Origin of the sequence: Meiothermus sp. QL-1, assembly GCF_003351145.1 — a bacterium.
GTDB lineage: Bacteria > Deinococcota > Deinococci > Deinococcales > Thermaceae > Meiothermus.
Genome location: NZ_QQSV01000003.1, coordinates 204,031 through 216,488 on the forward strand (window position 1 = coordinate 204,031; position 12,458 = coordinate 216,488).

Genomic DNA, 12,458 nt, shown 5'->3' on the forward strand with positions numbered 1-12,458 from the left:
CAGGCAAAAGGACAGATGGGGCTTTCGGAGGCCCCATGACCCAGAACCCGCCCCAACCCAAGACCGCTGAATTCCCCAAACGGCACATCGGCCCCCGCCCTGAGGAGATCCAGGCCATGCTGGAAGCAATAGGGGTCTCCTCCCTGGACGAACTCATCGAGCAGACCGTCCCCTCGGCCATTCGCCAGAAGGAGCCCCTTTCTGTTGGCGAGGGGATGAGCGAGGCTGAGCTGCTGGCCCACCTGCGGGAGCTGGCGGGGAAGAACCAGGTCTACACCTCCCTTATCGGCCAGGGGTACTACGGCACCCTTCTGCCCCCTGTGATCCAGCGCAACATCCTGGAGAACCCCGCCTGGTATACCGCCTACACCCCTTACCAGCCTGAGATCAGCCAGGGGCGGCTCGAGGCCCTGCTTAACTTCCAGACCATGGTGGCCGACCTCACCGGTCTGGACATCGCCAACGCCTCGCTTCTGGACGAGGCCACTGCCGCCGCTGAGGGGATGGCCCTGGCCCACCGCAGCCACAAAGGGGGCCATCGCCGCTTCTTCGCAGACCAGAACCTGCACCCCCAGACCCTGGCGGTGCTCCAGACCCGGGCCGAGCCCCTGGGCCTCGAGCTGGTGGTGGGCGACCCTGAGCGGGACCTGGAGCCCGAGGGCCTTTTTGGGGCCATCTTCCAGTATCCGGACACCCTGGGCCAGGTGCGCGACCTTAGGGGCCCCATCGGGCGGGTCAAGGAAGCAGGCGGGCTGGTGGTGGTGGCCGCCGACCTGCTGGCCCTGACCCTTCTTACCCCCCCAGGGGAGCTCGGGGCCGACATCGCGGTGGGCTCGGCCCAACGCTTCGGCGTGCCCATGGGCTATGGGGGCCCCCACGCGGGCTACATCGCGGCGCGGGACGCCCTCAAGCGGGGCCTGCCAGGGCGGCTGGTGGGGGTCTCGGTGGACGCCCGGGGGAACCGGGCTTTGCGGCTGGCCCTGCAGACCCGGGAGCAGCACATTCGGCGCGAGAAGGCCACCTCCAATATCTGCACTGCCCAGGTCCTTTTGGCGGTGGTGGCCTCGATGTACGCGGTCTACCACGGCCCAAAGGGCCTGCGGGCCATTGCCGAGCGCATCCACCAGCGCACCAGCGTGCTGGCCCAGGGCCTGGAGCGCCTGGGCTTCCGGCGGGTGAACCCCTACTTCTTCGATACCCTAACCATCGAGGCCCCCGGTCGGGTGGAGGAGATTCTAGCCCGGGCCCGGGCCCAGCGCATCAACCTGCGCCGGGTGGATGAGGCCCGCATCGGCATCGCTTTGGATGAGACCACCACCCCCGAGATTGTGGAGGCGGTCTGGCGGGCCTTTGGCGGGGCTTTCCGTTACGCCGACTTCACCCCGCGCAACCACCTGCCCCCTGCCCTCCACCGCACCTCTTCCTACCTCACCCACCCGGTCTTCAACCGCTACCACTCCGAGACCGAGCTCATGCGCTACATGCGCAAGCTGGCCGACCGGGATTTAGCCCTGGACAGGGCCATGATCCCCCTGGGCTCCTGCACCATGAAGCTCAACCCTACCGCGGCCTTGATGCCCATCACCTGGCCCGAGTTTGCCCACCTGCACCCCTTTGCACCCCCAGAGCAGGCCCAGGGTTACCACGAGCTGATGGAGACCCTGGGGCGCTGGCTCTGCCAGATTACCGGCTTCGATGCCATCTCCTTCCAGCCCAACTCGGGGGCCCAGGGCGAGTACGCCGGGCTCCTGGCCATCCGGGCCTACCACCGCGCGCGCGGCGAGGGGCACCGCCGGGTCTGCCTCATCCCCTCCTCGGCCCACGGCACCAACCCGGCCTCGGCCCAGATGGCCGGGATGGAGGTGGTGGTGGTGGCCTGCGACGAGCAGGGGTATGTGGATCTGGCCGACCTCGAGGCCAAGGCCAGGGCCCACGCCCCCAACCTGGCTGCGGCCATGGTCACCTACCCCTCCACCCATGGGGTCTTTGAGGAGGGGATCCGCGAGCTGTGCGAGATCGTGCACCGCTATGGGGGGCAGGTCTACCTGGATGGGGCCAACCTCAACGCCCAGGTGGGCCTGGCCCGGCCCGGCGACTACGGGGCCGATGTCTCGCACATCAACCTGCACAAGACCTTCGCCATCCCCCACGGAGGGGGCGGCCCGGGGATGGGGCCCATCGTGGTCAAGGCCCACCTGGCCCCCTTCCTCCCCGGCCACCCGGTGCTGGATGGGGGTACGGCCCCGGTGGGGCCGGTCTCGGCGGCGCCCTATGGCTCGGCCTCCATCCTGCCCATCTCCTACAGCTACATCGCCCTGATGGGGAGCGAGGGGCTGCGCCGGGCCACCGAGGTGGCCATCCTGAACGCCAACTACCTCGCAGCCCGGCTCGAGCCCCACTTCAGGGTGCTCTACAAGAATGCCAGGGGCCGGGTGGCCCACGAGTGCATCCTGGATACCCGGCCTTTCAAGCAAAGCTGCGATGTCACCGTCGAGGACATAGCCAAGCGTCTGATCGACTACGGCTTCCACGCCCCCACCATGAGCTTCCCGGTGGCCGGGACCCTGATGGTAGAGCCCACCGAGTCGGAGTCCAAGTACGAGCTCGACCGTTTCATCGAGGCTATGATCGCCATCCGGGAGGAGATTGCCCGCATTGAGCGGGGCGAGCTCAGGGCCGAGGAAAGCCCCCTGCGCCACGCCCCTCATACCGTGCTCGACCTGGCCGATGAGCACTGGGACCGCAAGTACACCCGGGCCGAGGGATGCTTTCCTGGTGGGCAGTCGGCCCTGGACAAGTACTGGAGCCCCGTGAACCGGGTGGACAACGTCTACGGCGACCGGCATGTGGTCTGTACCTGTCCGCCGGTGGAGGCCTACGCCAAGGACTAGCGCAGCAATTGCTCCACCACCCCCCGCAGCGCCTCAAGGGGAAGGCTTTCCAGCTCGCCGCTTACAAAGCTGGCCCTGCCTTGGCCGAAGGCGCCGCTTTCGACCAGGGGACGCCCTGGGGCTTCGCTCAGCAGCAAAAGCCGCCCCCCCGCCTCCACATAGCTTCGCAGGGCCCTGCGGTGGGGGTCGGGCCAGTCCTGGCTCCAGTCTGCAGGCAGCAGAAAGACCACCAGAGGGTAGTCCTGCAGCTTTTCAGGGCCAGGCCGGCTCTTTACAACCTCCAGGCGGAAGCCCAGGCCCTCCAGAACCGGGCGCAAAGCCTCGACCCCCGGAATTTCCGCCACCACCAGGGCCTTTTGCTCCCTTTGGGGCGGGCGCAGGGCGGCCAGTGCCTCGTCCAGCCGGAGAAGGCCCCGCCCGCTGGCCGGGCTGGCGATGGGCTCGGCGGAGCGGAGCAGGGCGGCCCGCACAGCCTCAGGCTTGTGGCCCCCGGCGAGCAGCAGGGCTGCACCCCCGGCGGTAAGGGCGGTGCTGACCGAGGTGCCGCTCATGGCCATGTAACCCCCTCCGGGAACGCTGGATAGAACGCCGACCCCAGGGGCCACCAGGTCGGGTTTTGCCACCCGCTGGGGGGAAGGCCCTTCCCAGCGCACCTCGCCCCTTCCACTGAAAGCGGCCACCCGCTTGGCTGGGTCGGTGGCTCCCACCCCGATCACCCCGGGCAGGTTGCCCGGCGAGGTGGTGCGATCTGGGGTGTTGCCGATGGCGAAGACGGGCAGCACCCCCATTCGCTGCATTCGCTCCACCACCGGTATGAATTCCGGCCAGGCGCCCTCGAGGCCGAGCGACATCGAGACCACCTGCACCCCCTGCTCCAGCACCCAGTCCAGCCCCCCCAGGACCTGGGCTAGGGTGCCGCTGCCCTGGGGCAAAACCAGGGCCGAGACCAGGCGGGCCTCGGGGGCCACCCCCACGCTCTGGCCCACCAACAGCCCCGCGGTGTGGGTGCCGTGTTGCGCGGAGTCGTAGGGCTGGCTTGGGCGCGGTGTGCCGCCGGGCTCAATCACGGCGAAGGCCGCCACCTTGCCCCTGAGCTCGGGGTGGTTGGCGTCCACACCGGTGTCCAGGTGGCCAATCCGCACCCCCTGTCCCCGCAGCCCTGCGGCCCAGAGGGTGGGGGCGCCGATCTGCTCCAGGGCCCAGCGGCTGCCGCTTTGAACCGGGGTGGAAAGCGCCGCCGGTTGGGCCAGGCGCACGCCTCGGTTGAGGTAGACCCGCCGCACCCCGGGTGTTCTGAGCAAGACCCCTACCTGCTCTTCCGGTAGGCGCACCAGCAGGCTCTGGCTGGCCCAGTACCCTTTGACCGGCTGCACCTTGAGGCGGCCTTTCATCCTGCCCAGGTGTGCCTTGAGCAGCCCCACCAGCTCGGCTTTGTTGAGGTGGGAGGGCAGGGCAGGGCCTTCCAGCTCCACGATCACCTCGACCATCCGGCCCTGGGCCAAGGACCCTGACAGAAGGAGGAGCAAGAGCAGCACAAGCCGCATAACCCCACCCTAGGGAGGCTGGGCGGCGGGTGTTTGAGCTCCGGCTAAAGAAACCTTGGCCTGGGGCTTGAGCCGGGCTTTACCTGCTGACCCGTGGGTCAGTAGAGTAGGGGGGTGGAACCCAAGCTCCTTTACCAGCTCCGTTTCCTTTCCGAACTAACCGAAGGCCCCAAGGGGCAGCCCCTTTTCATTTACGCCGACATCGAGGTGCCCGAAAAGGAGCCGCCCCGCTACCGCTCTAGGCTGGCTGCCTGGGACGGAGGCCTGCGCTTCCTCACCCAGGGCGAGGCCAAGAGCCCCTTCTGGCGGGGGGAGCACCTCTACTTCCTCCGCAAGGTGGAGGGGGTTCCCCAGCTTTTCCGCCTGCCCTTAGCAGGAGGAGAGGCCGAACCTTTGACCGCCCTCAAAAGCGGGGTGGAGGCCTACCGCGTGAGCCCCGATAGCCGCCGGATTGCCCTCCTAACACGGGGAGAGTATGAGGCCCCCAAGCCCGACAAGCCTCGGGTCTACGAGACCTGGCCGGTGAAGTTCGATGCCCGGGGGTTGCTACCGGGGGTGCCGCGGGAGCTTTGGCTTTGGGAGGGGGGAGAGGTGCGCTTGCTGGTTCGCTGGCCCCAGGACATCGAGGAGGTGGCCTGGCATCCGGAGGGGCATGGGCTTTATTTCACCGCCTGCGCCAGCCCTGAGGAGCGCTGGAACTGGAAGCAGCGGCTTTACTTCGCGGGGCTTTCGGGGGAGGTGCGGGAGCTTTTTGGAGGGGTGGGCCCCATTTCGGGCCTCGAGCCCACCCCTGAGGGGGGCCTTTTTTACCTGGGCCACGCCTGGGAGCACGGGGGTGGCACCGAGTCCAGGCTCTACTACCGCTCCCCGGAAGGCCAGGTCCGCCTCCTGGCCGAGGGCTCTTTCCTCAACTCCCTCAACTCGGATGTGCGGCTGGGGGCGGGCCCCCAGACCCCCCGGCTGGGCCCTGACGGTCGGGTCTATGTGGTGGTTACCCACCAGGCCGCAGCCCGCCTCCTGGCGGTGGACCTGGACGGGGGATGCGAGTTTGTGACCCCGCCCGAGGAGAGCGTGCTGGGTTTCGCGTTCTGCGGAGGGCAGCTTTACGCCCTTTCGGAGGACTTTACCCACGGCCCCAGGCTTTGGACCCCGGGGGGGCTGGTCTACGATCCCAACGCCGAGGTTCTGCCGGCTTTGCCCACGCCCCAAAACGTGCGCTACGCCGCCCCGGAGGGGCATACGGTGGAAGGCTGGGTGCTTTTGCCCGAGGGGGCCGGCCCCCACCCGCTGGTGCTCTACATCCACGGGGGTCCTCACACCGCTTTTGGCAACGCCCTCATGCTGCAGCTCCAGCTCTTCAGGGCCCAGGGTTACGCGGTGGCCTACTGCAACCCTCGAGGCTCCACCGGCTACGGCCAGGCCTATGCCCTTCTGGGAGGGCGCTGGGGCGAGGCGGATGAGGCCGACATAATGGGCTTCCTGGACCACGTGCTGGCCCAGTTTCCCCTGGATGGGGGCCGGGTGGCGGTGGCCGGAGGGTCGTACGGGGGCTACATGACCAACTGGCTCACTGCCCGCTACCCGGAGCGCTTTCGCGCCGCGGTCACCGACCGCAGCATCTGCAACTGGCTCAGCTTCTACGGGGCCTCGGATATCGGCCCCCGCTTTACCTACCTGGAGCTTGGGGCCAGGCTTTGGGAGAACCCCCAGCTTCTCTGGCAGAAAAGCCCCATCTCGCTTGTACACCGGGTCCGGACCCCCACTTTGGTGGTGCACGCCGAACAGGACCACCGCTGCCCCATCGACCAGGGCGAGACCTGGTACACCCTGCTTTTGCAGCAGGGGGTGCCCACCCGTTTCTTCCGGGTGCCCGAGGAGGGGCATGAGCTCAGCCGCTCGGGCCGGCCGGACCGCCGGGTGGCGCGGCTGGAGGCCTACCTCGAGTGGTTCCGCACCCACTTGTAAGTGGTGGAGGCGGGGGGATTTGAACCCCCGACCTTGTCCTTGCAAAGGACCTGCTCTCCCGCTGAGCTACGCCCCCGCGGGTGGAGTATAGCAACCCCTGGGGCTTCCGTAAAGGGTGGCTATGGGCTATACTCCCCTTTTGGGTGTGCCGTAGGCGGCCCCGGGGGATAGGGCGCGGTGCCCGGGGGGTTCGCTATAGCACCGAAAAACGCCCACTCCAACCGCCCCGTTAGGAGAAACCATGGCCGTAAACGTATCCATCAAAGAGCTTTTGGAAGCCGGGGTGCACTTCGGGCACGAGACCAAGCGGTGGAACCCCAAGATGAAGCGCTATATCTACGCCGAGCGCAACGGCATTTTCATCATCGACCTGCAGAAGAGCATGCTCGAGCTCGAGCGCACCTTCAAGTACGTGCAGGATCTGGCCATGCGGGGGGCCACCATCCTCTACGTGGGCACCAAGAAACAGGCCCAGGAGATTATCCAGCAGGAGGCCGAGCGGGCCGGGATGCCCTACGTCAACCAGCGTTGGCTGGGGGGCATGCTCACCAACTTCCGCACCATCACCGCCCAGGTCAACCGTCTTGCTGAGCTTGAGGCCCTCTTTGAATCGGAAGAGATTAAGGAGCGGGTCAAAACCGAGCAGGTGCGGCTCAAACACGAGCTCGAGCGGCTCAGGAAGAACCTGGGGGGCTTCCGCAAGCTGCGCCGCCTGCCCGACGCCATCTTCGTGGTAGACCCCACCAAGGAGGCCATCGCGGTCAGGGAGGCCCGCAAACTCGATATCCCGGTTATCGCCCTGGCCGACACCGATTCCGACCCCGACCTTTGCGACTACATCATCCCCGGCAACGACGATGCCATCCGCTCCATCCAGCTCATCGTGAGCCGGATGACCGACCTCATCGTGGAGGCCCGGGGCGGTGGGCGGGAGACCTCTGCCCTCGAGGTCCCGGCGGCTGAGGCCTGAAGCGAAAGAGGAAGCGTATGAGCCAACTCGAGCTAGTCAAAAAACTCCGCGAGCAGACCGGCGCGGGCATGAGCGATGTGAAGAAGGCCCTGGAGGACGCGGGCTGGGACATGGAGAAGGCCACCGTCCTGTTGCGGGAGCGTGGGGCGCTTAAGGCGGCCAAGAAGGCCGACCGCGAGGCCCGGGAAGGGGTGATCGGCTACTACATCCACCACAACCAGCGGGTGGGGGTGCTGGTGGAGCTCAACTCCGAGACCGACTTCGTGGCCCGCAACGAGGAGTTCCAGCGCCTGGCCAGGGACCTGGCCATGCACATCGCCATGGCCAACCCCCGCTACGTAAGCAAGGAAGAGGTGAGCCCAGAGGAGCTGGAGAAGGAGCGGCAGATCTACATCCAGCAGCTTCTGAACGAGGGCAAGCCCCAGAACATCGCCGAGAAGGCCGCCGAAGGGCGACTGCGGAAGTTCTACGAAGAGGTGGTGTTGCTGGAGCAGCCCTTCGTGAAGGACGAAAAGGTCAAGGTGGGCGAGCTCATCCAGGCTGCCGTCGCCAAGATCGGCGAGAACATCCAGGTCAGACGCTTCTGCCGGTTTGAAGTGGGGGCTTAGGCGATGGGGAAAGGGGGTCGAAAGTCGAAAGGCTTTCGACCCCTTGCCATGCCGTGGGGGTAGGTCGCATGCAAGCGGGAGTAGGCCAGGGGCTAAAGTACAGGCGAGTCTTGCTCAAGCTGTCCGGCGAGTTTTTGAGCGGCAACGGCTTTGGCATCCAGCCCGAGGCCACCAAGGCCCTGGCCCAGGAGGTGGCCAAGGCCCACCAGCTCGGGGTACAGGTGGCCATCGTGGTGGGGGGGGGCAACTTCTGGCGGGGGGCCCGGCAGGGGGTGGGGATGGACCGGGCCAGCGCCGACTACATCGGGATGCTGGCCACCATCATGAACGCCCTGGCCTTGCAGGACGCTTTGGAGTTCATCGGCATTCCCACCCGGGTCCAGACCGCGCTCACCATCCCCCAGGTGGCCGAACCCTATATTCGCCGCCGGGCCATCCGGCACCTGGAGAAGGGGCGCATCGTCATCTTTGGCGGAGGCACCGGCAACCCCTATGTGACCACCGATACCGCGGCAGCCCTCAGGGGCCTGGAGATGAACGTGGACGCGGTGCTGATGGCCAAGAACAAGGTGGATGGGGTGTACAACGCCGACCCCCGCAAAAACCCCACTGCCAAGAAGTACGATGTCCTCACCTACCACCAGGCCCTGGTCGAGGGGCTGCAGGTGATGGACGCCACCGCCATGGCCCTCTGCCAGGAGCAGAACCTACCTATTGTGGTCTTCGACATGTTTACGGAGGGCAACCTGGAGCGCATCATCCGGGGTGAGCCGGTGGGCACCCTGGTCCACAGCTAGGTGGGTCCGGCGCTGAGCCCCACCTGGTGGGGTAAGCTATCCCCACCGAAGGAGGTCATATGCTCAAGGAGCTCTATCAGGAAACCCGTCAACACATGCAGAAATCGTTGGAGGCCCTGGAGCACCACCTCTCGACCCTGCGCACCGGCCGGGCCAACCCGGCCATCCTCTCAGGGGTCAAGGTGGAGTACTACGGCTCCTTGATGCCCCTGAACCAGGTGGGCACCATCTCCTCCCCAGATCCCCGCACCCTGGTGGTGCAGTCCTGGGACCCCAACCTGCTCAAGGAGATCGAGAAGGCCATCCGCGACGCCGACCTGGGGCTGAACCCCACCAACAAGGGGGATGCTTTGTACATCAACATCCCCCCCCTGACCGAGGAGCGGCGCAAGGAGCTGGTGAAGACCGTCAAGCACTACGCCGAGGAAGCCCGCATTGCGGTGCGCAACATACGGCGGGAAGCCCTGGACAAGGCCAAGAGGCTCGAGAAGGAGGCCCACCTCTCCGAGGACGAGATAAAGCGCGCCGAGGTCGAGATTCAGAAAATTACCGACGAGTTCATCCAAAAAATCGACCAGGTCCTGCACAAGAAGGAACAGGAGATTTTAGGCGGTTAGTCTGCTGCGCCGTGCCCGAGCCCAACCGGCCCGACCCCAGCCTGCCCACCCGTGTAGCCTCCTCGCTCATCGGGGTGGGGGTGCTCTTCTTGGTCCTGTGGGAGGGGCGCGTCCTGCTCTTTTTGGTCCTGGTCTTCATCCTGGTGCTGGGCTCGCTCGAGCTGCGCTACATGCTGCGCAACCGGGGCATCGAGCTCAACATGGCCTTTTTGGTGGGTGGGGGGCTGGTGATGCTCTTCTTCAGCCTGCCCCAGCTCCACGAGGCCTACCCGGGGGTGCCCTGGCGCGAGATTGCCCTGGGGCTGGTGCTCATAGGGGCCTTCAGCGCTGAGCTGATCGTGGGGGGCAACATCGAGCGCTTCGCCTACAGCCTGATGGCCTTTTTGTACCTTCCCTGGACGCTGGGCTTTTTTCTGCTGCTGCGCCACTCCCCCAACGACGACATCGGGCTTTGGATTCTGGCCTTGCCCCTCATCAGCAGCTTTGCCAACGACATAGGGGGGTACTTCGTGGGGCGGTACCTGGGGCGGCGCAAGCTGGCCCCCACCATCAGCCCTGGCAAGACCGTGGAGGGCTCGGTGGGGGGCATTCTGACCAGTTTTGCGGCGCTCTTCCTCTTCACCACCATCGTGCGCTCGGCCTACCCCGAAAGCCCTTTTGCTCTTTTTCGCCCGGTGGAGCTTTTTTTGGTGAACCTGGTGCTCTCCTTTGCTGCCCAGCTCGGCGACCTGACCGAGTCCATGCTCAAACGCTACTGCGGGGTGAAGGACTCGGGCCATTTCCTGCCCGGCCACGGGGGGCTTCTGGACCGGCTGGACTCCCACCTCTTCACCGCGCCCCTCACCTACTACCTGCTCACCATATTCATCTGAAAGGCCTGCTACAGCCGCTGGCCGGTCGGGCGGTAGACTCTTCAGGATGAGCGAGGCCAAACGCGTGGTGGTGCTGGGTTCCACCGGCTCAATCGGTACCCAGACCCTGGATGTCTGCCGCTGGCGGGGCTACCGGGTGGTGGGGCTTCTGGCCGGTCGAAACCTGGAGCTCTTGTCCCAGCAGATTGCTGAGTTCAATCCCGAAGTGGTGGCGGCGGACGCCTCCATCCTGCCCGCGCTAAAGGAGCGCTTTCCAAGCCTGAGGCTGGCAGAGGCTGAGGAGGTGGCCGCCTGGCCGGCGGAGGTGGTGGTGGGCGCGGTGCCGGGGCTGGCCGGCCTGCCGGGGGTGCGGGCTGCGGTGCGGGCAGGGCGCCGGCTGGCCTTGGCCAACAAGGAGAGCATGGTGGCAGCGGGGCCCCTTCTTTGGCAGGAGGCCGCCAGAAGCGGGGCCGAGATCATCCCGGTGGACTCGGAGCACTCGGCCCTCTTTCAAAGCCTGGTGGGCGAGCCCAGGGAGGACGTGGCGGAGCTCATCCTCACCGCCTCGGGGGGGCCTTTCCTGCATGAGCCGGCCGACCTTTCCTCGGTGACCCCCGAGATGGCCCTGAGGCACCCCCGCTGGAAGATGGGGCCCAAGGTGACGGTGGACTCCTCCACCCTTTTCAACAAGGGCCTTGAGGTGCTGGAGGCGGTGCAGCTTTTCCAGGTACCCATCGAGAAGGTGCGGGTGCTCATCCATCCCCAGGCCTATGTGCACTCGATGGTGCGCTTCCAGGACGGCAACCTCAAGGCCCAGCTCGGGCCCACCGACATGCGCCTGGCCATCCAGTACGCCCTCGCCTATCCCGCCCGGCCCCCCACGCCCCTGCGCGAGGCCCCCATTGCAGAGCGGCTCGAGTTCTTTCCCCCCGATACCCGCCGCTTTCCCGCGCTGGCCCTGGCCTACGAGGCCGGCCGGATGGGAGGGGTGGCCCCGGTGGTTCTGAATGCCGCCGATGAAGTGGCGGTGGAGGCTTTTTTGGGGGGGGCTATCGGGTATCTGGAGATTCCCAGGGTGTTGGAGAAAGTGTTGCAGAAGACGCCGAGGGCCCCGCTAAGCTGGGAGAATATCGAAGAGGCCGATCGCTTGGCCCGCAGGCTGGCGCGGGAGTTTTTGAATGGAGAGGGAGGATGAGCCTAGTCTGGTTTCTGATCATCATATCCATCAGCATCTTCGTCCATGAGCTGGGGCACTACCTGGCGGCCCGGCTGCAGGGGGTGGGGGTCAGGAACTTTGGGGTGGGTTTCGGCCCCACCCTTCTCAAGTTCGACCGCTGGGGCACCACCTGGCGGCTCAACGCCATTCCCTTGGGCGGTTACGCCGAGATCGAGGGCATGATGCCCGGGGACACCCACGGCTATGCCCGGCTTTCCTACCTGGGGAAGTTCTTCATCCTGGTGGCCGGGGTGCTCATGAACCTGTTGCTGGCCTGGGGGGTGCTGGCCGGGCTGGCCGCGGTGCAGGGGGTACCCCAGACCCAGGCCGTTATCACCGAGGTGATGCCGGGGAGCCTGGCCGAGCGGGCCGGTTTTCAGGTGGGCGACCGCCTTTTGAGCCTGAACGGTGAGAGGCTTACCTCCTACGAGGAGGTCACCCGTTTCCGGGCCAGCCCCGGGGAGAAGGTCTTCGGGGTGATGCGGGATGGGCAGGAGGTGGAGGTGCGCTTTACCTGGGACGGCAGCGAGGCGCGGCTTGGCATCGTCTACCGCGCCGAGGTGGTGGGGTATACCCGGATTGGCTTCTTCCCCGCCTTTGCCCGCACGGTGAGCGAGACGGTGAGCGCGGTGCCGCGCTTTGTGCAGGAACTGGTGGGTAGTCTGGCCCGCATCCTCTCCGGGCAGCAGGCCCAGGGGGTGGCGGGACCGGTAGGCATCGTGAACATCACCGGCCAGGCGGCGCAGCAGGGGTTGGTCGCTTTGGTGAGCCTGCTCGCGGTCATCAACCTCTCGCTTGCAGTCTTCAACCTGCTGCCCATTCCGGGGCTGGATGGGGGACGGATTTTGGTGCTCCTGCTCAACGCCATCACGGGGGGGCGTATTGGGCCAGAGCTCGAGGCCCGCCTGGTCTACGGGGGGTTCGTCTTCCTCATTCTCCTGATCGTCCTCGTGACCATCAACGATATCCGCAATCTCATGGGCGGGTAGAATGCCCCTG

10 protein-coding genes and 1 tRNA gene are annotated in these 12,458 nt (G+C 66.4%); 9 read left to right on the plus strand and 2 right to left on the minus strand.

What is annotated here, in order from left to right; all coding sequences use genetic code 11:
* Positions 1-35 precede the first annotated feature (35 nt).
* On the plus strand, positions 36-2,891 hold the full coding sequence (gcvP, locus tag DV704_RS05740; protein ID WP_114798607.1) for an aminomethyl-transferring glycine dehydrogenase: 2,856 nt from the start codon (positions 36-38) through the stop codon (positions 2,889-2,891).
* On the opposite strand, the gene DV704_RS05745 is transcribed toward gcvP, so the two are convergent.
* Positions 2,888-4,435 carry a S8 family serine peptidase gene (locus DV704_RS05745; RefSeq protein WP_114798608.1) on the minus strand — a complete coding sequence of 516 codons (1,548 nt, stop codon included), beginning with the start codon at positions 4,433-4,435 and terminating at the stop codon, positions 2,888-2,890. The genes gcvP and DV704_RS05745 overlap by 4 nt on opposite strands.
* Positions 4,436-4,549: 114 nt before the next feature.
* Between DV704_RS05745 and DV704_RS05750 the strand changes: the two genes are divergently transcribed.
* Positions 4,550-6,400, plus strand: a complete 1,851-nt coding sequence (locus DV704_RS05750; protein WP_114798609.1) for a S9 family peptidase — start codon at positions 4,550-4,552, stop codon at positions 6,398-6,400.
* Between the two features lies 1 nt (position 6,401).
* On the opposite strand, the gene DV704_RS05755 is transcribed toward DV704_RS05750, so the two are convergent.
* Positions 6,402-6,476, minus strand: a tRNA-Ala gene (locus DV704_RS05755).
* A gap of 165 nt (positions 6,477-6,641) precedes the next feature.
* On the opposite strand from DV704_RS05755, the gene rpsB reads away from it, so the two are divergent.
* The 7 genes from rpsB to DV704_RS05790 all read left to right on the plus strand — a co-directional run bounded on the left by rpsB (position 6,642) and on the right by DV704_RS05790 (position 12,448).
* Positions 6,642-7,370 (plus strand): 30S ribosomal protein S2, encoded by a 729-nt coding sequence (gene rpsB, locus DV704_RS05760; RefSeq protein WP_114798610.1) that lies wholly within the window; start codon positions 6,642-6,644, stop codon positions 7,368-7,370.
* A gap of 17 nt (positions 7,371-7,387) precedes the next feature.
* Entirely contained in the window at positions 7,388-7,978 is a 591-nt protein-coding gene (gene tsf / locus DV704_RS05765; RefSeq protein ID WP_114798611.1) for a translation elongation factor Ts, read from the plus strand.
* 68 nt (positions 7,979-8,046) lie between these two features.
* Positions 8,047-8,775 (plus strand): UMP kinase, encoded by a 729-nt coding sequence (pyrH, locus tag DV704_RS05770; protein ID WP_114798612.1) that lies wholly within the window; start codon positions 8,047-8,049, stop codon positions 8,773-8,775.
* A 59-nt stretch (positions 8,776-8,834) separates the two neighbouring features.
* Complete coding sequence (gene frr, locus DV704_RS05775) at positions 8,835-9,392, plus strand: ribosome recycling factor (RefSeq protein ID WP_114798613.1); 558 nt, start codon at positions 8,835-8,837, stop codon at positions 9,390-9,392.
* Between the two features lie 11 nt (positions 9,393-9,403).
* Positions 9,404-10,264 (plus strand): phosphatidate cytidylyltransferase, encoded by an 861-nt coding sequence (locus tag DV704_RS05780; protein WP_199489942.1) that lies wholly within the window; start codon positions 9,404-9,406, stop codon positions 10,262-10,264.
* 46 nt (positions 10,265-10,310) lie between these two features.
* On the plus strand, positions 10,311-11,438 hold the full coding sequence (dxr, locus tag DV704_RS05785; RefSeq protein ID WP_114798614.1) for a 1-deoxy-D-xylulose-5-phosphate reductoisomerase: 1,128 nt from the start codon (positions 10,311-10,313) through the stop codon (positions 11,436-11,438).
* Positions 11,435-12,448 (plus strand): RIP metalloprotease, encoded by a 1,014-nt coding sequence (locus DV704_RS05790; protein WP_114798615.1) that lies wholly within the window; start codon positions 11,435-11,437, stop codon positions 12,446-12,448. Before dxr ends, DV704_RS05790 begins: the two co-directional genes overlap by 4 nt.
* Positions 12,449-12,458 lie beyond the last annotated feature (10 nt).